Source organism: Bhargavaea cecembensis DSE10 (assembly GCF_000348905.1).
Classification (GTDB): Bacteria; Bacillota; Bacilli; order Bacillales_A; family Planococcaceae; genus Bhargavaea; species Bhargavaea cecembensis.
Map to the genome: position 1 here is coordinate 122,135 of NZ_AOFT01000007.1, position 20,559 is coordinate 142,693.

Sequence of the window (20,559 nt, forward strand, 5' to 3'; positions counted from 1 at the left end):
GATATCTTCGCGATGGATTGGCATGTTATCCACCTGTGGATGGAGTGACCTCGGCCGGCATGTTCAGCTCCACCTTAACCGCTCCGGAACCGTCACTTGTCACCAGCCAGTTTGAGGACAGCATCTTGTTTAACTGCTGCAGATCTTGCGGGGAGAGCCGGAGTCCCCAAATCCCCGTCTCCATCAGCGAATAATCCCGTTCCTCTTCTTTGCCGAAACGCATCCGCAACAGGTTCTTTAACCCGTTGAACGTCACAAACTTCACTTCATAGCCGTCAAAGAGAGCCGACCGGAACGTCGCAAGATCCTCTCGTGCAGCCTTCACCAGCTCGCTGTAATCAAACCGCGGTTCAAGCTCTTTTAGCCGTCCGGCATTTTCCTGCTCGACAAGAGTGATGATTTCTTCGTTTGACATCCCTTTGCTGCGGAGTGATTCGACCATATAGGCCTCCATTAAGGACAATTTTACTTTGGTCAATGGATGTTCCCCCTCATATTCAGCCTTTGAGATAAACAGTTCTTAAACCAAACCGGCATGGAAGCCTCCCATGCCGGTTTGAAACACTTATAAGTCTACGTTTATTTGCTTGTAAGAGAGTCCGCTTAGGTCGACAGTATAATTGACCTTTATAATCCGTTCCAATAGGTTTTGATCCTTGAAGGAGTCCTGATTAATCAACGGAAAGTTTTCGTCCACTATGTATTCTCTCATTTCGTGGAGTCTATATTTCCGGACCCTTCCCGAAGAATACTTTTCATATCCGCCTCTCGACAAAGAATCCTCAATGACATGCTCGGGAATGCCTTTCCTGACCAGGAGGCCTGCAAGATCATCAATAGACTTACCCGAATTCGATTCTTCAAAGCGCAGGAAGTATATCTTCATACCTTTTTCGCGCTGCAGCTGAAATTGGCTGCTTATTTGTATCAGTGAATCGTAACGCATTGTTGTGGACTTAACTTCGCAGTCGCCTTTAGCTCCCTCAAAATCGACCGTGCTGTTTTTAGGACCAGTCCACTCAACCTGTTCTCCCTGACTGACCAAATAATAATAGGTTATCAGCTCTCCGAGGACATTATGAGGAGAAGAATCTACACTTCTATTGCCCAGGAGCTCCCTCATCTGCTCCCACCATTCGAGAGGGTTTGCTTCTATTTTGCTTCTTTCCTCACCATTTTCGCCGGGATCTGCGAATGCGGCACAGATATTCGCAAACTCATTCCTAAGCTCTTCAACTTCACTGGATAGGAACAGGTAATTACCTGTCTTGCCTCCAATTTCATAATCAGTTGTAGCGTATCTGGCATTGGAAAAACGCTCATTAATCTTGATGCCTGGTGATATTTCAAGCGCTACTCCGTAGCTCTTGCCCATCCTGATCACATAGGCGGGGTAATCCCCTACTTCCTCTAAGGGCAAGGCTTTCCCATTCCCAAGCGAAGCAAATCCGGTTCTGATTTCCTGGACCAGTTTCATTTCACTACCTCCGCCATATTCAGATTTACCAGCATTGCTTTTCCAATTGCTTCAGACATAAGTGGGGGCACAGCATTTCCAATCTGTTTAAAGGCATCACTCATGGAACAGTTAAATACAAAATCATCCGGAAAGGATTGAAGCCGGGCTGCCTCCCTGACGGAAATTCCCCGTGGCTCCCATGGATGTATATGACTGTATGTATCTGTCCCCAAATGTGCAACTACTGTATGAGAGGGCTTTAACGGATCGAGCCGCCTCCACTTTCCGATGAACTTATCCGCTGAGTAAGGGGGTACAAATTCTTTCTTGATCTTCTTATACTCCTCCGGCTGGTCCTTCTCGTTAACTCTCCGTTCCTTAAGGGCTTTCTTAAAATGTACATTGGCGATTTCCAATGCATTCAAGTAATTGTCCCCTGGAGCCATATCGTTAAAAATCCTAAAGTCTCTCAGCGTCCTTCTGAATGCATGTCCGCTCACCTTTTCAGATCCAGACCGCATAGCTTTCTGATATTCATTTTTGGGGTCATGCTTGTAGGGCAGACGAAGGTTGAGTTTAGTTTGGGCATATGGCTGATCCGGATCAGTAAATAGAGAAGGGAGATCTGACAATGCATCACCTACGGTTACCCATCTTGGTGCGTCTGTTGCCGGCAAGTTGGGTTTATGGAAGAACTTTGACTCCGCAAATCCCGGAAAGCGCGCTTCATACTGAGTCCTGTAATCACTATGTCTGTTATGCGTAGGAATTGGCAGGCTGATAATTTCACCAAATCCTTTTTTCACAGCCATTACAATGACTCTTTCTCTGATTTGCGGTACTCCATAATCAGCAGAATTTAAGATTGTCCATACCGCTTCGTAACCATTATCTTCTAATATTCCGCAAACAATATGAGGGATATTTTCTCCATTATAATTTACAGATTCCGGAACGTTCTCCATGACGACAGCCGGGGCATCAAGTTCCAGAGCAAATCTTAAAAAGTCCTGATATAACTTCCCCCTGGTATCCAGGTGAAAGGATCTGTGTTCTCCCAATGAATTCAGCTTGGCACGGCCGGCTCTTGAATACGCCTGACATGGCGGGCCTCCAATTACAATAGGAGAAGTGCCGGGATTGATCTCTAGTGTTTCCGGAGTACTCTCTGTAATATCACCGCAAATGTGTTCATGGTCGATCCCATTCTTCCAATAAAGATTATAGGAAGCCGTTGAGGCTGCGGAGCGGTCCATTTCCAATCCTCCAGAGACCGAAAAGCCTGCTTTCTGAAAGCCTAAAGCCAATCCGCCACAACCGGAAAATAAATCAACAATGCTAAATCGCTTTGTCTTTTGCATCGAAGTATTCAAAAAGCTCCTTTACATATGCCTGTTCACCGCCGTCCACCAAGGCAGGTTCGATTACCTTCGTACGTGCAGTGTTCAGCCGCATAATCTTTCTGAACATCTCAGTTGAGTGTTTGTCCGGGTACTCATCCGCAATTACACCATAGTACCTCATTAGATTCCTGGTTAGCGAAACACGATAACCGCCCGAACCCGGGCGCTCAACAAGCTGTACCACAGTGTCCGTGGTGTTGTCCTTGAGTATATCATAGGTTGATTGTATGCTCCCCTGCCATGAAAGATGGATATACCACCAAAGAGCTTTCACCCAAATTCTTCTGGACTCCTGGTAGAAGCGTGACGCTTTGAGGCCTTCCCATCGGCGCTCAACCACATCAGGAATCAGCTTAATTGAGATATATCTCCAAAAGTCATCATCAGAAGCTTCGCGTTCATTGACACTGTTTTTTATCGTCAGATATTCATAGAGATTCAAAGCAAATAGCAGGTCGAACAGATAATAGTTCTTATTTCTTGAGAGACCCCGGCTCTCCAGCTCTTCAAGTGCCTTGCTTTCAGCAGTAACCAAGCTTTCCCTATGAAGCTTATCGGCATCGGAAAGCCTCGGCAGCCTGACCTTGCCGTCATTTGTCCACTTTTTGAAAACATCTTCTGCTTCATTTCTTGTCAATCTTCCAAGCATAACCGCTTACCCTCCAAATCTGCCATATATGTCTTCCCTAATGGACCCGGCAAGCTTCTCGGGACTTGTAACGTCCCAATTAAATGTATTGACGAAGTAATAGATAGCTTCACCAATAGAACCCTTTTCAAAATTTTGGCCGCTCATGATGTCAGTCCAGTCGTCTCCCAGTTTAAGCCGCTCAATGATGATTTGGAATGAGGAGGATAAAATCTCCAGCAGTAACGGTGACTGACCGATTCCCTTCTTGATATTAAGCTCTTTGTTAAATCTGTGTTTGAGATTAAGGTAAATACGAACATATTCCTGACTGAAAGGTTCAGTAAGCGGGTCTGTCCAATTACATTCGACCCACCAGAGGGGTTTAGAAGGATCTTCAACTTCAACGATTGGAAATTCTGAGCCTTCTCCATCAATGAATAACGTCTTGGTGTCCAAAGTACCGAGGATTGTTCCGGGCTTAGTTGCATATCCTGGTCCTGTTTCTTCACCAGGTCGTTGCAGGAAAATAACAGTATCAATCTCTACCGATCCTCTCAGCAGATTTGGGGCAAAACTAATTTCAAGTTCTGCATTCAGAGGCGCCGGCATACTTCCGTCAAAGCTCAAAATCGGCTTGATCCCCCTGCGCGCACTGGTTCGGGATTGCCAGCTTAAAGCTATGCCCAGCCTTGAATCTTTAGCTGCAACACCTGAGTTACCGAAAAGAAATAACGGGTTCTCAATACTTACCGTCTGTCTAAGCGTAAGATTGTGCGTATTGGGATCCCAAATGCCCTCTTTGTCATTCATAAGAAAAACGTTGGGTTTGCTGTCTTCCTCTTCTGCCAATGTAAATTCTCTTTCCTCTCCTTCATCCGTAAGATGGTAGAAGGATACCAGGTCTTCCTGAAACCCGATGCGTTCAAGAATTTTATCATTAAGGGAACGATAAAGCTGTATGGTATTTTGCATGCTCACGCCTCCGTGAAGTGCGGAGTAATGGCCAGTTCAAGCCCTTCCTCCTGCTTCCTGATTCTGATTTCCCCGGAAATGCTTATTGCTTCTTTTTCTCCCTTAGAAACCGTAAAGCCGACCGGGGTATTGTAGCCCGGGGTTCGAATAATACTTGAAATTACACTTTCTTCTCCCCCGCCTTTTCCTCCGATAACCATTTCCTTTTCTTTATCTACAGTGACCTCTGAAACTTGTAAGATTTCAAACGGAAACTTCTTCTGAATAACTTCCTGTTCCCAAGCCTTTCCCTTAATCAGTCCGGTTTCGGAACTTACATTGAGCTCTACTGCACATTCTTTGACAGGGTTCCTCATGAACAATTCAAAAGAAAGGATTACCTGGTCATTTTCATAGACTACGTCGGGTGAAAGAGAAAATCCGGTCTTTCTCCTGCCTCCTCCACCACCAGTACCTCCGCCGCCGGTGCCCCCCTTGCCGGAAGCCTTTTTGCCAAAATTCGCTGGCGGCATCAGTTGTCGACCTAAGATTGAACCAAGTCTCGATTTTTTACTGACTGTCTTCTTATCAGCCTCATTTGATCCTTCTGCAATTCTTTTTGATACACCTTTTCTGATCCGGTCAACAATATTGGTCCGCTGACCGCTGAGTTGGATGTCAAACCAGGCAGTATGGTCTGCTTTTTCACCTTTTCTCAAATATGCTTCGAGATCTTGCACTTCAGAATCATTCTTCATCTTGAGTTCCGAGTTTGGCACATAGATAGCAAGCAGGTATTCGTTGCCTCCAGTGTTTTCCACATTGATCAGCCACTGCCCGCTTGTTTCATAGTTAACAATCATGCCTGGCTTTCTCGTATAGCAAACAACCGGATAATTACCGGCTTCCGCTTTATCGTGGATGTTCAGGAATGCATAGGGACTTGGGTTATTATTTGGAGGCAACATGCCCAGTTCATCATTTGTCAGTTTAACGAAAGCTACTGATCCCGCATCCGTGTCGACAAAATCCTTCCTGATTTGTATGCGCTCAACCTTTATCTTTTCCCGATAAGAACTATTTTGAGTTTCCTTTCCGGCTGCAGTGTTGTACAAATCCTGCAATGCTCTGAATACAAATGCCATTCTGTCCCTTGAAATTTCACGGCCATTCACACTTGCTTTCAAATAATTGCCGTATTTATATTGACCGTTATCCATCCTCGGGAAATACCATCGTTGAAAGGCTATGTTCAGATAATCTTCCGCTGATCCATTCCACCAATAGGAAGGTTCGCCTTCAACAACTGTCTTTTCAAGAAGCTGTTTTTCATCAATAAAAGGAATTATTATTTTGGTGCCCGTCTGATCCCCTGAGAACATGTCAATATTGAAGATGCTGAGCACTTTATTAATCTCGTCCCGGTCTGTGATAGGAATGGTTGTTCCGTCGCCTGCATCGGCTCCCCACCAGGCAATTCCCCGTTTGGGCAGGTCACTGTCGGACGGAATAATGGAATCAGCCGCTTCTTCATTCTCTACCATGGTCGCTGCAAGCCGGTCCTCATATCCATCATCTTTCCGGATTCGGGTATAGTAAAATACGAGTCCGATTCCCAATCTGAAATAGATAGTTTTTCCAAGACCCCAAGAGCCTCCGGCCCCTTCCTGGCGTTGCGGCTTACTAATTTCATAGACCAGCTTCTGAAAGTTCCCGAAATCATTATCTCTGACGTCTTTTACCGAAAGCGGCCCGGTGAGGCCCGAGGTGTTTGAATCTTCAACATAGAGACAGCTATATATCTCTTCCGTGTAACGGCGTGTCAGAGTCTCTTTGACTCCTTCCATCTCAACGGCAAGATCCCTGACGTTAAATTCCTTAACGCCAATATCTACATTGACATGGCCTGCATCAGCTTTGCCTGCGTCAAGACTGTTCTGTACAGCCTCCCTGATCAGCAGGTCAAGTAAAGGCATATCCTCATTCTGAATCAGTCGCAATAGAGAGCTGCCGCTTTCAGACATCCTCTCGTGCTTGGCTATCTCAATTTTCATCTTTATTCCTCCACATCAGTTGCCATGCTGTCAACGAATCTTTCCAGGTCAATTGTCAGTCGCTTCGCGAAACTTTTGCCCGTCTTGGCCCCAGGAACTACTATACTGATGCCAATTGGATCCTCTGCTAACCTGGCCTTGATTTTTGGGTTATCTTTATCGATTCTGTAAATAATCAGCAACGGAGTCTTACCCAATCCGACCATCTCTCTATAGGAATTTACAGAGCTATTGGAGATTTCGATGTTAGATGTTGTGATACCCGTCTCTTCCAAGTCCTCTTCTGTAAAGTCGGCATACAGATCTGAAGGGGCTCTGAGAACCCCAATTCTAAATGAGTCACTATCCCCAGAATCATCTCTTTCTTTACGCAGTATTTTTCCGACAGATACACCCGCAACTTCCCATGCCTGTCCGTCTTTGGTCCCTCCAACAATAACATTCCAGTCAGTAAACCCAATTTCGTCTTCAACTTTTTCAAACCATTCACAAAAGACGTCCATGTCATTTAGAGCTTTGGCATTTTTGCTAACTGAATAGCGACTAAAGAATTTATCTTTGAGTACTCCAAAGCTCACACCTTTCCATACCAAAGAAGACTTATTCAAAGGACTTGGTTTTGGCGAAGGCAAAGAGTTAAGCAGCTCCTCTGTTACTCGAACATTATTCTTCAAAATGTCCTTATCGGTATCAAATATTACAGTTTGAGTGGAAGTTCCGCTGAAATCCCAATCGGTAGTAACTGCTCCTTGACTCCGGTTTGCACTTGTGATTCTCATCCAAGATACTTTAGGCGAGTTTTTAATTCTGAGCCCGTACTCTTCAGGGGAAGCACCGCCTTCTTTGTACGTTTTCAGATCTTCTCTCAGTTCTTCTTCGAGAGTTGCCAAGAAGACAAACTTTTCTTTTGTGTCCTCAGTCATCCAAATGCGGGGATACAGTTCATAACCGTGGCGATAGCCAAACCATCTACCCATTTGCATAAGCGTGTCTGCCTGTCTGCCGACCCTTAAGAAATAAGTGCTTACCAGACCTTCAAGCGTCAGCCCTCTGCTCAGTGTGTTGCCGCCGACAACCATAAATGCAGGAGCCTTTTCCAAGCTTTGAAGTTGCCGTTTGTCCGGATATGCAAGCCTAATAAAGTTATCGTCCTCTGCTTTGCTGAACTTGCAGTTATCGATACAGAGATGAATACCTTCGTGATACTCAAGAGCATCGTCAGCATCGAGTTTGATATGGCTGACCTGCCCTTTTAATTCAAGGATTTCTGATTTAAGCTCTTCAAAAGATGGGTAATCGTTAATCTTGTCTCTTTTGACGGAGTATTCCGCGAATGAATCATACAAATTATCTACTGTAAACTCACTTTTTTCCCGCTCATATACTTCCTCACAGATTTCCAAGATTTCCTGATCGGTCTTTTCTGCCAGCCATCCGGAAATCATATTCGCCATTTCACCATGCACATCCGTTAGGTGGCTTGTATGAATCAGCATACTGATCGGCTTCTTATAACCATTGAAACGCATCATGGAAACTGCACAAAGAAACCATGCCACTGAATCCCTTAGGCCTGGTGTCATATGATAGGATTCTCTGTCCTTTTGCATTCCATTTATTTCCGATACCTCTTCTTCGTCTACTTTCCTAATAATATTTAGACCGCCCTGCGTATTTTCAGTGCCAAATATCTGTTTGGGACCGAAATACTCCGTGGAAGTCGGCAATAGGCCGATGAAATCTTTGGGGTATAGTGTACCAGGTCCTGCCTCATTAAGCACGTTTGCATAGGGGGTTGCTGTATAAGAGATATAGTTCATCGCACCGGCTTTTGACTTTTCAGAGCCTTCAACGAGTTTAATGATTTGAGAGTTAATTGCTGTACGTTCTCTGCTATCGATATTTGCAGTATTGATTCCGGCCTGGTCCGCTTCATCATCAATCACCAGTATTTTCATCTGGCTTGCTTTATTCAGATCTTTATAAAGCCATTTCCTGAGGTTTTCCAGTCGTGTCTTGTTCTTTAGACATACCGTGAAGAACCGGTCTCTCGATCCTTCTTCAAAAGACAGATATTGTGTTTGATCAGAACGCGGCGATCTGTTTGACAGGTGATTCAGCGCTCTCCAGCTCAAATTACCCGGTCTGTAAGTGAGATCACTGATCAAGCGGTTTTCCGTCTGTACCCGGAGATTATCAATAATTCCGGAAAGCACGATAAACATGTTCCATCCATGATCAGCAGCCATTGCCATTAATCCTGCCATACTGGCAGTTTTTCCGGATTGAACATGCCCGATCATCAGACCTTTTCTGGGACCGGTTTCCGTTGTATTCTGACTTAACTTCCTGAGAATAGCTAAAGTTGAATCTTCCAACTCACGAATTGCTTCTGCGCTAAAGTTCTGACTCCTTAATTTTTGCTTATAGAGTTGCCAAGAACTTTTCTCATGTTTGGGTACTTCCAACGAACCCTGCTCAACATCACTGGATACCATGACTACTTCACGGGCCTTATCCTCAATCTCTTTTTGTTCTTTAACTATCTCTTTCCATTCATAGGCACTGATATGATAGTTAAAGTTTCCTGTCTCGTAAATCATATCCAATAATTGTTGTAATTCTTGATCATCTTTTTTCCCATATGTGGAGATGTATTCCCAGTCTTTCCCCATATCTTTTAAATTCCTGATTGCTTTCCTTTTTTCATCAAATTTTGTAGATGAATAATCGGCCATGGAAAAGAACCCCCAATTGTTGTAATTGGAATTATATTAACATAAATTCGGGTAAAGATAATTACCTTTGCCTATCCTTTAATGGGAGATGATACCCATGGCTGACCGAATTACAAAAGAACAGCGCCGAAAGAATATGGCCGCTATACGATCTGTATCTAAACTGGAGACTCAATTTTCAAAAGCGCTATGGAAAAAAGGAATCCGCTACCGGAGAAATGTGAGAAAGCTATTCGGTTCCCCTGATATTTCTATCGAAAAATATAAGGTAGTTATCTTTATTGATTCTTGTTTTTGGCATAAATGTCCATTACACTTTACCCGGCCTAAGAGCAATCAGGAGTTTTGGGACAAAAAAATTAGCAGAAATGTTGAAAGGGATAAGGAAGTCACTAATTATTACGAAGAAAATGATTGGAATATAATACGTTTTTGGGAACACGAAGTCAGGAAAGACTTCGAAGCCACTGTTTCCAAAGCTGTAGAATTTATTAATAATGCAAGAATCCAAAAAAGCAATAACCGGCCATTCAACAAAGGGTAATCAGCAAGATTGAAAGTCTGGTTAATGCTTGCTTCATTTCATCCTCGTTTAGGTGTAGAATCATCCTAGAGGGGTATGCAAGAACATAAGTTCCCATTACCTTATAGAAGGAGCAGGAAAATGATATTTAAAAAAGGCGAACTCTTCAGTGGGCCCGGAGGCCTTAGCTTGGGCGCTAAAATGGCACAGCTTATTGATCCTGAGACCGGCAAGCAGCTGAAAGACTGGGGAATTGAGCATAGGTGGGCAAATGATTACGATCCGGATGCTTGTTCCACCTTCAGACTAAATATATGTGATAAACCGGACGACTCCTCCGTTCATTGTGGACCCGTAGAAAACCTGCCGATTGGAGACAAGTCCGTATTGGGAGATATTGATTGTTTTTCATTCGGGTTCCCTTGCAATGATTACAGCCAGGTAGGGGAAAAGCATGGATTGGACGGGAAATTTGGACCGCTATATTCATACGGAGTAAAAGTACTTAGGCAATATCAGCCAAAGTTCTTTGTTGCCGAGAACGTAGGCGGATTGCAGAGTGCAAATGAAGGACAAGCATTTATACAGATATTGCTCGAGCTCAAGGATTGCGGCTACATATTGACTCCACATTTATATAAGTTTGAAGAATATGGAGTTCCTCAAGCAAGACACCGGATCATAATTGTCGGTATTAGGAATGACCTCGCAGACAAAGGCATCCACTTTAAAGTTCCTGCACCGACTATTACAACACCTTCAGAATACAGAACATCCTATGACGCAATCACAAACCCTCCGATTGCCGAAGATGCTTCTAATAATGAGTTGCCAAAGCATACAAAAAAGGTAACAGAAATGCTTAGTCATATTCCCCCGGGCGGGAATGCATGGCACCCAAGTATTCCGGAGCATCTCAGACTAAAAGTAAAAGGGGCGAAACTAAGCTCCATATACAAACGCTTGGATCCGAACCGTCCCTCCTATACAGTCACCGGAAGCGGTGGAGGCGGTACCCATATGTACCACTGGAGTGAACTGCGTGCACTTACCAACAGGGAAAGAGCACGGCTTCAGACATTCCCTGACGATTATGTATTTGTTGGAAGCAAAGAGTCAGTACGGAAGCAGATTGGTATGGCGGTTCCGCCTAAAGGCGCTCAAATTGTGTTTGAAGCCATCCTGAAATCCTTTGCGGGAATCCAATATGATTGGGTTGAGCCTTCGTTTGACATCGATGCATTAAAAGAAAAACAACAGCTTATCTTGGAAGAGCTTTCATCAGAACACAAGCAAATGGCGTTTAATCTGTAAGTAATAGGCAGACGGAAGCGATACTGTTATCCATTGCCTTACTTATTGATTTTCGATTCTCAATCAGATGAAATTGTTGCGAACCATCCTGCTCAGGCATTAAGAATAAAACCCCTCAACTTCACCCAACCTAATCCCAACCCTAAGAAAGGAGTGATGGGGTTGAACAAGAAGCTATTCGGCCTGATGTCTGTCCTGCTGTCAGCCGGCCTTCTGTTCGGTTGTGGCACCGGGGGCGATGAGCAGGAGCCAGATCCGACAGAGGAGCCTTCTGAGCAGCAGGATCAAAACGAGGACTGATGCTGAGCACCGCCCAGGCGGTGTTTTTTTGATGAGTTTAAAGGAATTCCGCCCGCCTTATAGAAGGCTAAGATTAGCCCTCACTGAAAGGTGGATGATGATGAATTCAACTGTTTCTCCGATTGCCGGGAAGGTCAACAATGTGTTTGTTCACGTCAGCGACCTCAAGAAATCTGCAGCCTGGTACAGCCGCTTGCTCGGTCTGCCGTTTGATGAACGTGATGTGGAGTCGCCTGTTTACAACATCCCCGTTACCTCGAAGGCCGGATTGACGCTGGATGATCACACGTTTGATCCCGGCTTTCGCCTCCAGCCGTCTGATCATGTGCTGTTTAACTTTTATGCCGGGGATATCGACGAGGCTTACCGGTTCATTCGGGAAAATGACATTCCGATCGCAAGAGAGATTGAGCGGATCGGCGACTTTGCCTATTTTAACTTTCGGGACCCGGACGGCAATGTTTTGATGATCTGCAATAACTAATACGATTAACAACGAACAGCGCCCTCCCGCATGATGCAGGGGGGCGCTGTTCATTTGTTTACTGATACGTGATGTTCCTGAGTTCTTCTTCGCCGAAGCCGTTCTCCCGCCGGAAGTTAAAGTCCCCGCCCTGCTCCTCGCGGGCTGCATGGACCGGGCCGCCCTCGTCGATCATGTTGAGGACCGCATCTTCATCACCGGGCTGGGAGCCGGTCAGGTTCGGCTTGCCGTTCGGATGCCTTACCATATGAATCCCTCCTTACGTTTGCTGAGCCAGAGAGACTTGGAGACAGACAACCTTTCCTGCTATCATTATACGAAAATTCCGCCCTTTTAGAAAGAAAGTTGCTTTAAAGTTTGCTGTTGTTTGCCTTTTGGGGTGAAGGGAAGAATAAGTGCTGAAGATCGGCCATGAAAAAGCGGACCGGTGCATCCGGTCCGCGGGGTCATGCGTCCTTATGGGTACGGCAGTAATCGAGGACCTCTTTTTCCTCGTCTTCTTCAAGCGCGAAGCCCATTGCCTTGCCGGTGGCAGCTTCGATGAAGTCGTAATTCGCAATCCATTCGCGGCCGTCGTGGGCAGCAAACAGGACGCGGAGTTTCACGCCGCCTTCCGTGTACAGCTCGTCCTCTTCGTCGAGGTCGAGATCCAGGAAGAACTCATAGCGGTCCCCTTCGATGATTCCCGTCGGGTCGTTCAGAAGCTCGACCGTGTGGCCCGTGATTTCCATGTGCAACATCCTTCCGTTCCGTGATGGTGGTTATATTATACCCGAGAGGGACGCGCGGGACGCGGGGAAATCCAATAAAAGCATTGTTAATAGTTTGTTCATATCTGTCCCTTAAAGTGGAGTTAACAGAAGCAAGGAGGAAGTGCAGATGACCAATCACCAAAACGGCCGGGAACCCGGCGATCAGCATGATCCTATAAATGAACCGAACCACAATCCGGCCGAGCCGGACATCCGTGAACAGGAATGGCAGCACGGCGAGGACGGGGTGCCCGACCAGATTCCGGACGAACGGCTGACGGAACCGGCCCGCTTCAGTACGGAAGAATCCCCGGAAGAAACACGCGAGGAAGCCTACCGGTCCGACATGCCCGGCGCCGCGGAAGAACCCTCTGCCCCCGTGCAGGCGCGAGACAGCCGCGAAAAGAAAAAGCGCGGCGGCGCAGGCTGGCTGCAGGCGATCGGCGGCGGGGTCGCAGGCTCTGTCCTGACAATGGCCATCGCCGTTCCGCTCCTTGACGGAGATCCTGCAGAGACAAACGAGCCCGCGGAGAGCGGCCTGCAGTCCGAGTCGCAGCAGTCGACAGGTGAAGTAACGAAGGTGTCGACCGACGGATCGCTTGCCGATATGGTCGAGCAGGTTTCCGGCTCGATCGTCGGCATCGTGAACTACCAGCAGCAACAGCAGCGCAACCCGTTCGGCGGCGCCGGCAGCGGCCAATCGATCCCTGCGGGCACGGGCTCCGGCGTCATCATCAAGAAAAACGATGAGTCCGCCTACATCGTGACGAACAACCATGTTGTTGAAGGGGCATCCAAACTCGAAGTCTCCCTGGAAAACGGTGAACGTGCAGAGGCCGAATTGGTCGGCGCGGACGCCCTGAGCGACCTTGCCGTTGTCCGGGTCGATGCGAACCTGGTGGATGCCGAACCGCTTGCATTCGGCGACTCTGACGCGCTCCGCGCCGGAGACTCGGTCGTCGCGATCGGCAACCCGCTCGGGCTCGAGCTGTCACGCTCCGTGACGGAAGGGATCGTGAGCGCGACCGACCGTTCGATCAGTGTTGACACGTCCGCCGGCGAATGGGAGATGAACGTCATCCAGACCGATGCCGCCATCAACCAGGGGAACTCCGGCGGCGCGCTCGTCAACATGAACGGCGAAGTGATCGGCATCAACAGCCTGAAAATCGGCGGCTCAGGCGTCGAAGGCCTCGGGTTCGCCATCCCATCCAATGATGTCGTGCCGCTCGTTGAGGAAATGATGGAATCCGGCCATGTCGAGCGGCCTTACGCCGGCATCTCGATGTATGATGTTGCCCAGATTCCTCGCGGCTACCTCGAAGGCCTGCCGAACGACATCTCTCAGGGTGTCTACATCGCGGGTGTCGATCCGGAAGGCGCCGCTGCAAAGGGAGGCATCAAGGAAGGCGATGTCATTACCGCCATCGACGGCGAGGAGATCGAGGACGGCCAGGCACTGCGCCGCTACCTCTACTCCGAACTTGAAGTCGGCGACCAGGCCGTGTTCACTGTTTACCGTGAAGGCAAGAAAACGGAGGTCCCGGTCACGCTCGGCTCGAATAAAGCTTCTTCCCCGTCTTGATGGGGCAGTGCCCGCCGGGAGCAGGTTGCCGGCGGGTTTTTATTGCGGGCGCCAGGCACCTTCCTTTTTTGCAGGCAGGTTAAAGCTTTGATTATACTGAAAGGAGTGAGATCTGATGGGAAAGGAGGCGGAGGCAGTGAGGATTCTCGTCATTGAAGACAGCGAGAGCGTGGCGTCGATGATCGGGATGTTTTTCTCGAAGGAAGGCATCGACGGTACATTTATAACAGACGGGGACGCGGGCTACCGGGAGGCGATGACGGGCGAGTATGACTGCCTGATCATCGACTGGATGCTTCCGGGCATGGATGGTGTGACGATCTGCCGGAAAGTCCGCGAGGCGGGACTCGATGTTCCGGTCATCATGCTGACGGCGAAGACCGGCGAGGAAGACCAGGTGACGGGGCTTGAAACCGGAGCGGACGATTACGTAACGAAGCCGTTCAGCCCGGCTGCGCTCATGGCCCGGATCCGCGCCGTGACCCGCCGATACGGGAAACAGCCGCAGCCGGAGGAAGAAGGCATCATCCGGACCCGGCATTTCCTGATCAACGAGAAAACCCGGGAAGTGCGTCTTGACGGCGAGCCGCTGCCCGGCCTCACACCGAAGGAGTTCGATCTGCTCACCCACTTCGCCCGTCATCCCAAACAGGTCTTCTCGCGTGAGCAGCTGATCGAAAATGTATGGGGATACGGATTCTACGGCGATGACCGGACGGTGGACGTGCATGTGAAGCGCCTCCGCTCCAAGACGGAATCGGACGGGCAGCAGTTTTTCCATACGGTTTGGGGCGTCGGCTACCGGTTCGAGGAGACGGACGGATGAAGTTCCGGTATCTCTATCAGCTGATCGCCAGCCATATCGGCGTCCTCCTGATCGCCTTCCTCATCCTGACACTGCTGTTCGCCCACTTCGCCGAGCAGCTGATTTATGAGGACAAGACCGATGAGCTCGTGTCCTACGGGCGCAATCTGATGGGCGACCTGTCGGAAGAGCCGGGGCAGACCCGGCGGATCCTCGGCGAATATGGGCGCGTACTGGAAGGCAGGGACATCCAGTTCAGTTTGTTCGACTCGGACTCCGCGGTGATCTACTCTTCGGGCAGGCCCGCGTCTCTCATTAAGCTGCGCCAGGAAGAATGGGACAAGATCCGGAACGGACAGGCCATCATCGTGAACCAGGAGTTTGAGCGGTCGGATGTCGCAGTCACCTTCACCCTTTTGCCCTATATCCGGGGCGGACAGTTCACCGGAGGCGTGCTGCTCACTTCCCCGATCTCCGGGTCGCGTGAGATCATTTCCGAGCTGAACCGCTACCTGCTCTGGGCGATGCTTGCGGCGCTTGCCGCCTCCCTTCTGCTCGGATGGGGCCTGTCCGCCTTCCATGTAAAACGGCTCAAGCGGCTGCGTAACGCGGCATCACTCGTCGCTTCCGGCGACTATTCGGTGCGCGTCCCCTCCTCAAAAGTGGATGAGATCGGCGAGCTGTCCGAGGACTTTAACGGGATGGCGGAACAGCTGGAGGAATCGATGGATGAAATCGACCGGCTTGAGAACCGCCGGCGGCAGTTTATCGCAGATGTTTCCCATGAGATGCGCACGCCGCTCACGACGATCCGCGGGACGCTTGACGGCCTCCGGGACGGCATGATCCAGGAACAGGAACGGGAGCGGGCGCTCGCCCTGGCCGGCAAGGAAACCCGCCGGCTGATCCGTCTCGTCAATGAAAACCTGGACTATGAGAAGATCCGCTCCGGCCAGATCACGCTCGAGAAAACGGAGATCCTGCTGGATGAGCTGTTGCCGCTGATCGCCGAGCAACTGGAGCCGCTCGCCGAAGAAAAAGGCAACGCCATCCGTGCGGAAGCGGACAGCAGCGTCCTCGTCTTCGCCGACTACGACCGCCTGACCCAAATCCTGATCAACATCACGAAAAACAGCATCCAGTTCACCCGTGAGGGGACGATCACGCTGCGGGGGTACATGGACGGCGGGTCAGCAGTCATCGAGATCAATGATACCGGCGAAGGCATCGATCCGGAAGATGTCGAGCGTATCTGGGACCGCTTCTACCGCGCAGGCGTCTCCCGGACGTCCAACCCGTTCGGGGAATTCGGCCTGGGCCTGTCGATCGTGCGGCAGCTTGTCAGGCTGCACGGCGGAACTGTCGATGTCGAAAGCCAAAAAGGTGCCGGCACAAGGTTTGTGCTGCGCTTTCCTCCCCAAGAGTAAAAGGGCCTCCCGCATCGGGAAGGCCCTTTCGCTATTTCCTTTCTTCCTGTTCCCACCGGCTCAGCGACGGGTATGGATCGAACGCCCACTCGGAGCGACCGTCGAATTTGTACATGCCGTAATGGAGATGGGGCGGGAACTTGCCGGAAGTGCCTTCCTTGCCGTAGCCGGAACTGCCGACATAGCCGACGACGGTTCCAGGCTCGACGACCTGCCCTTCTTCGATTCCTTTTTCAAAGCCCGAGAGATGAGCGTAATAATGATATACGTTGTGAGCATCGCGGATCCCGACCCGCCAGCCGCCGAACTCGTTCCAGCCCTTCATCTCGATCACGCCATAGGTAACGGAACGGACCGGAACACCGTACGAGGCGAACAGATCGGTCCCCTCATGCATCCGTCGGCCGCCCCAGCCGCGTCTGGCGCCCCATGTGCTCCTGTAGGTGTAGTGGTGGGTCTTGGGCAAAGGAAACACATGGGCGTCGAGCTCGATGGTGCCGAAGCTGCGGAACAGTTCGTCTATCGTCATAATTTGCCGCACGGCCTCTTCGCTGCCGAAGAATTCGTATAGCGCGAGACGCCGGTCCTGCACGTCTCCGCCTTTGTTGCCGATCGTGTTTGCCAGTGTATAAAGAATGTCCTCCGGATCTTCCGGGTCGGCCTTGCCGTCACCGTTGCCGTCCAGGCCGCCTCCTTCGAAAAACTCGATGGTGGCCGGATCATGTTCTTTCTGCTTCGGATTCGGGGCGCCTGCCCAGAATTCATCTTCAAAGCGGAACGCGATGGGACCCTCGATCTCCTCCAGATCATTCCGGACACGCTGGATGTTCCGCTCGTACCGGTCGATTGCAGCCAGCGTATGCCACGGGACGGCAGGCGTCTCGTACGTCATGTAAAGATTCATCCGCTCTTCAGCAATGGACTGCTCCGTTTCCTCCCCGGAACCTTCTGCCCGGACGATTGTGACAAAAAGGACGGAAAGCAATAGCAAATAGGCCGGCAGCCAGATGGCGTGGCGCACGGGTCATAACCTCCCTTCACCCTCTTAGGCTTGCCGGCCTCCCCATTCTCATGAGTGGCAATATGCGGTTATATTAAGGTTGAATCAAGCTAACATTAAGCTCACTTTTATTTCGCCGCCCGGTCAATGACGCCTTTCAGGGTCTCTTCGATCTCTCCGGCAAATGGGAGGATCTCTTCCTTTCCGGTGAGGCCGAGAAGATCCGTCGGCCTCGGCATGCCGATCCGGGTGGTTCCGTCTTCCTCATAGACCGCAACCTTGCACGGAAGCAGATACCCGATTCTCATATTCTGCTTCAGTACTTCAGCCGCTGCCGCGGGGTTGCACACTTCGAGGATCGTGATCGGTTTGTCGAAATCCTGCCCTTTCTGCTGCAGCGTATCGGTCATGTCGAGTTCCCATAGCACGCCGAATTTCACACCGGCCAACTCGTCTTTAAGGGAATGGATCGCTTCTTCTCTGGATTTCACCGTTTCCTTCGTGTAGTCGAACATGTTGATTCCTCCCCTTTTGGTTTTGTCGATTCCCCGGGAAATAACGTTATTTCCCGGGAAATGAGTCGAATTTCTGGGAAATAGTCAGCTTCGCTCCACCGGCATCGAGCAACAGCGGAACGAGCCGCCCGATTTGATGATTTCCGTAAAGTCGATTTCGATGACTTCATAGCCGTGCTCACGCATGGCACGGTTGACTTCAGGATTGACGGGCAGGCTGAACAGCTTGCCCGCGCCGATTGACAGGACATTCGTGCCCATCGTGAACTGCTCGTCCGCGTTCACGTCAATCAGATTATATTTACCGCCGAGCTTCTCAACGGTTTCCGGGTTCAGCGCTTCCGGGAAGATCAGTGCCGTCTCCGGCGACAGGATATTAAAGACACAGTCGAGGTGCAGGTATTTCCCGTCAAATTCGACCGGTATGATTTCATGTTCCGGGAGCTCCTCTGACAGCATCCGGATCGCATCGCGGGACGTCCGGTCGCTGACTCCGACATAGACGATGTCCCGGTCGACGATGACGTCCCCGCCTTCAATCCTTCCGCCGTCCAGTTTCCGGTAACGGATGCCTTTTTCGCGGAGAAGATTTTCCAGCGCTTCCTCCTCGCCCTGGCGGATCTCGCTTGCCATCCGGGAAATGAACAGCTCGTCACCGACCGCGAATCCGATGTCGCGGGTAAACACCTGCTCAGGAAATTCCTCGGATGGTTCCAGTTCGATCACTTCCGCACCGTGAGCACACAGTGTATCGCGGAATGCGCGGTACTGATCCATCGCCCGCTCCCTGTCGATGTTTTCATCTTCGTACTGCTTTTGCACTTCGTTGATCGCTTCTTCGATGGCCATATAGCGCGGCGGGCAAAGAATCACCCGCCGGAGTGTGCCGTACTCTGTGCTGACTTCAATCTGTGATGTCTCGTCCTTCGGCAGTGTCAACTTTTCTTCTCCTCCACTTCAAAGCCGTAATCGGTTTACTTTTCCCCAATCGGGCCGGAGAAAAACAGGCTGTTTCGTTCCCGGACACCCGGGAATAATAGGAGCAAGAACAGAAAGGGAGCGATTCTGATGAAGAGCTACGCAGAAAACGATAAAAATCAGCAGAACGGCAAATGGTCAGAAAAAGCCAATGACGCTGCAAAAAAGGCCGAGGAAAAACTGGATGACATCAAGAAAGAGGCACGGGACGCGGCGGAGACACAAAATAAGGACCAGCAATCTGAATGATATTTAGCATGTGCAAAAATCAATAAAAATGCCGTTCCGGCAATTTCCGGAACGGCGTTTGTCATTCATACCGAGATTGCCGCTTCTTCCCCGAGCTTCAGGCGGTCTCCGCTCCGGGCATCGAAAAAGTGGGCGAGTTCCATATCATAGGCAAGCCGGACGGTCTCTCCTGTTCGGAGGTCCAGTCCCGAGTCGATTCGGGCAATCAGCTCCTGGCTGCCGAGTTTCGAATAAAGAAGGGTCTCCGCTCCGGTCAGCTCGGAAACGATGACCTCCGAGTCCACGGCAGCAAGGGACTGGCCTGCAGCGGCAGGCGGCTCCAGCGTGACATGCTCCGGCCGGATGCCCATCGTAACCGGGCCTTCGCCGTAGCCGGCAGCCTTCATCGCCTGTGCTTTCGTCTCGGGAAGCGGAAGCCGGATGCCGTCGGCCGTGATGAATTCGCCGTCCCGCACTTCCCCGCTGAAAAAGTTCATCGCGGGCGATCCGATGAATCCGCCGACGAATGTGTTTTCCGGATAGTCGTAGACGTCCTTCGGCGCGCCGACCTGCTGGATGACGCCGTCTTTCATGATGACGATCCGGGTGGCCATCGTCATCGCCTCGGTCTGGTCGTGGGTGACATAGACGGTCGTTGTCTTCAGCCGGTTGTGGAGCTTGGAGATCTCCGCGCGCATCTGGAAACGGAGCTTCGCGTCCAGGTTCGAGAGCGGCTCGTCCATTAGGAACAGCTTGGCATCCCGCACAATCGCCCGGCCGAGTGCGACGCGCTGGCGCTGCCCTCCCGAGAGGGCACGGGGCTTCCGCTTCAGATAGTCCTCGAGGCCGAGGATCTTCGCGGCTTCGGTGACACGCTTTTTGATCTCTTCTTTCTTGAATTTCCGCATCTTCAATGCGAACGCCATATTGTCGTAGACGGTCATATGCGGGTAAAGCGCGTAGTTCTGGAACACCATCGCAATATCCCGGTTTTTCGGAGGAACGTCGTTCATGAGCCGGCCGTCCATCACGAACTCGCCGTCCGTGATTTCTTCAAGTCCGGCGATCATGCGGAGCATCGTCGACTTCCCGCAGCCGGACGGCCCGACGAGGACGATAAAGTCCCCGTCTTCAATCTCGAGGTTAAAGTCCTTTACCGCCGTGACGTCTTTGTCATACGTTTTGGAGATGTTCTTGAGTTCGATCTTGACCATGTGATTTCTCCTTTTCCCCTATCGCCTGATTGAAGTTGAATGTCTGGTTGAACGGTCTTGGCATGAGAAGCAGGATGGCGACCGGCAGGAAGGCAAGCAGCAGGACAAGCGTGCTTGCCTGGAAACTGAATTCCCGGACCGGCTCCGCCTTTTCCGTGTCCCTGACCGTGCGTTTTACTTCGATTTTCAGCATGTCCA

Annotated in this window: 22 protein-coding genes; 8 read left to right on the top strand and 14 right to left on the bottom strand. The window is 50.2% G+C overall.

Features of this window, described 5'->3' with window-relative positions; translation table 11 throughout:
• Window positions 1-25: 25 nt before the first annotated feature.
• The 7 genes from C772_RS08275 to C772_RS08305 form a co-directional block, all read right to left on the bottom strand.
• Window positions 26-478, bottom strand: coding sequence for a hypothetical protein (locus tag C772_RS08275; RefSeq protein ID WP_008299042.1), 453 nt, complete (start codon window positions 476-478; stop codon window positions 26-28).
• Between the two features lie 87 nt (window positions 479-565).
• Entirely contained in the window at window positions 566-1,477 is a 912-nt protein-coding gene (locus C772_RS08280) for a PD-(D/E)XK motif protein (RefSeq protein ID WP_008299044.1), read from the bottom strand.
• Window positions 1,474-2,820, bottom strand: coding sequence for a DNA cytosine methyltransferase (locus C772_RS08285; RefSeq protein ID WP_035001843.1), 1,347 nt, complete (start codon window positions 2,818-2,820; stop codon window positions 1,474-1,476). The genes C772_RS08280 and C772_RS08285 overlap by 4 nt, the downstream gene beginning before the upstream one ends.
• On the bottom strand, window positions 2,798-3,511 hold the full coding sequence (locus C772_RS08290) for a hypothetical protein (RefSeq protein ID WP_008299047.1): 714 nt from the start codon (window positions 3,509-3,511) through the stop codon (window positions 2,798-2,800). Before C772_RS08290 ends, C772_RS08285 begins: the two co-directional genes overlap by 23 nt.
• Window positions 3,512-3,517: 6 nt before the next feature.
• Window positions 3,518-4,465, bottom strand: a complete 948-nt coding sequence (locus tag C772_RS16105) for a hypothetical protein (protein WP_008299049.1) — start codon at window positions 4,463-4,465, stop codon at window positions 3,518-3,520.
• Between the two features lie 2 nt (window positions 4,466-4,467).
• Window positions 4,468-6,498 carry a hypothetical protein gene (locus tag C772_RS08300; protein ID WP_008299050.1) on the bottom strand — a complete coding sequence of 677 codons (2,031 nt, stop codon included), beginning with the start codon at window positions 6,496-6,498 and terminating at the stop codon, window positions 4,468-4,470.
• Between the two features lie 2 nt (window positions 6,499-6,500).
• A complete protein-coding gene (locus tag C772_RS08305; RefSeq protein ID WP_008299051.1) occupies window positions 6,501-9,236 on the bottom strand; it encodes a Z1 domain-containing protein in 2,736 nt (911 codons plus the stop codon).
• A 97-nt stretch (window positions 9,237-9,333) separates the two neighbouring features.
• On the opposite strand from C772_RS08305, the gene C772_RS08310 reads away from it, so the two are divergent.
• From C772_RS08310 to C772_RS08320, 4 genes are all read left to right on the top strand, one after another.
• Window positions 9,334-9,780, top strand: a complete 447-nt coding sequence (locus C772_RS08310; protein WP_008299052.1) for a very short patch repair endonuclease — start codon at window positions 9,334-9,336, stop codon at window positions 9,778-9,780.
• A 120-nt stretch (window positions 9,781-9,900) separates the two neighbouring features.
• Window positions 9,901-11,073, top strand: a complete 1,173-nt coding sequence (locus C772_RS08315) for a DNA cytosine methyltransferase (protein ID WP_008299053.1) — start codon at window positions 9,901-9,903, stop codon at window positions 11,071-11,073.
• A gap of 156 nt (window positions 11,074-11,229) precedes the next feature.
• On the top strand, window positions 11,230-11,373 hold the full coding sequence (locus C772_RS16730; protein WP_407637188.1) for an LptM family lipoprotein: 144 nt from the start codon (window positions 11,230-11,232) through the stop codon (window positions 11,371-11,373).
• A 100-nt stretch (window positions 11,374-11,473) separates the two neighbouring features.
• Window positions 11,474-11,857, top strand: coding sequence for a VOC family protein (locus tag C772_RS08320; protein ID WP_035001878.1), 384 nt, complete (start codon window positions 11,474-11,476; stop codon window positions 11,855-11,857).
• Window positions 11,858-11,915: 58 nt separating this feature from the next.
• On the opposite strand, the gene C772_RS08325 is transcribed toward C772_RS08320, so the two are convergent.
• Together C772_RS08325 and C772_RS08330 are read right to left on the bottom strand one after the other, a co-directional pair.
• Window positions 11,916-12,104: a hypothetical protein gene (locus C772_RS08325; RefSeq protein ID WP_008299056.1), complete on the bottom strand. Its 189-nt coding sequence runs from the start codon at window positions 12,102-12,104 to the stop codon at window positions 11,916-11,918.
• Window positions 12,105-12,303: 199 nt separating this feature from the next.
• Complete coding sequence (locus C772_RS08330) at window positions 12,304-12,588, bottom strand: DUF6509 family protein (protein ID WP_008299057.1); 285 nt, start codon at window positions 12,586-12,588, stop codon at window positions 12,304-12,306.
• A gap of 148 nt (window positions 12,589-12,736) precedes the next feature.
• Between C772_RS08330 and C772_RS08335 the strand changes: the two genes are divergently transcribed.
• The 3 genes from C772_RS08335 to C772_RS08345 all read left to right on the top strand — a co-directional run bounded on the left by C772_RS08335 (window position 12,737) and on the right by C772_RS08345 (window position 16,426).
• Window positions 12,737-14,194 (top strand): S1C family serine protease, encoded by a 1,458-nt coding sequence (locus C772_RS08335; RefSeq protein ID WP_008299058.1) that lies wholly within the window; start codon window positions 12,737-12,739, stop codon window positions 14,192-14,194.
• Between the two features lie 115 nt (window positions 14,195-14,309).
• Window positions 14,310-15,020, top strand: a complete 711-nt coding sequence (locus C772_RS08340) for a response regulator transcription factor (protein ID WP_008299060.1) — start codon at window positions 14,310-14,312, stop codon at window positions 15,018-15,020.
• Window positions 15,017-16,426, top strand: a complete 1,410-nt coding sequence (locus tag C772_RS08345) for a sensor histidine kinase (RefSeq protein ID WP_008299063.1) — start codon at window positions 15,017-15,019, stop codon at window positions 16,424-16,426. The genes C772_RS08340 and C772_RS08345 overlap by 4 nt, the downstream gene beginning before the upstream one ends.
• Window positions 16,427-16,457: 31 nt before the next feature.
• Here the strand turns inward: C772_RS08345 and C772_RS08350 are convergent, their stop codons facing one another.
• From C772_RS08350 to C772_RS08360, 3 genes are all read right to left on the bottom strand, one after another.
• Window positions 16,458-17,447 carry a M23 family metallopeptidase gene (locus C772_RS08350; RefSeq protein ID WP_008299064.1) on the bottom strand — a complete coding sequence of 330 codons (990 nt, stop codon included), beginning with the start codon at window positions 17,445-17,447 and terminating at the stop codon, window positions 16,458-16,460.
• Between the two features lie 107 nt (window positions 17,448-17,554).
• Window positions 17,555-17,941, bottom strand: coding sequence for a DUF302 domain-containing protein (locus C772_RS08355; protein WP_008299065.1), 387 nt, complete (start codon window positions 17,939-17,941; stop codon window positions 17,555-17,557).
• Between the two features lie 84 nt (window positions 17,942-18,025).
• Entirely contained in the window at window positions 18,026-18,880 is an 855-nt protein-coding gene (locus tag C772_RS08360; protein WP_008299067.1) for a dimethylarginine dimethylaminohydrolase family protein, read from the bottom strand.
• A 129-nt stretch (window positions 18,881-19,009) separates the two neighbouring features.
• Here C772_RS08360 and C772_RS16665 point away from each other — a divergent pair, with 129 nt between their 5' ends.
• Entirely contained in the window at window positions 19,010-19,168 is a 159-nt protein-coding gene (locus tag C772_RS16665; RefSeq protein WP_008299069.1) for a hypothetical protein, read from the top strand.
• Window positions 19,169-19,233: 65 nt separating this feature from the next.
• Here C772_RS16665 and C772_RS08365 read toward each other — a convergent pair whose 3' ends face one another.
• Window positions 19,234-20,361, bottom strand: coding sequence for an ABC transporter ATP-binding protein (locus tag C772_RS08365; protein ID WP_008299070.1), 1,128 nt, complete (start codon window positions 20,359-20,361; stop codon window positions 19,234-19,236).
• Window positions 20,321-20,554 (bottom strand): hypothetical protein, encoded by a 234-nt coding sequence (locus tag C772_RS08370; RefSeq protein ID WP_008299072.1) that lies wholly within the window; start codon window positions 20,552-20,554, stop codon window positions 20,321-20,323. Before C772_RS08370 ends, C772_RS08365 begins: the two co-directional genes overlap by 41 nt.
• Between the last annotated feature and the right edge of the window lie 5 nt (window positions 20,555-20,559).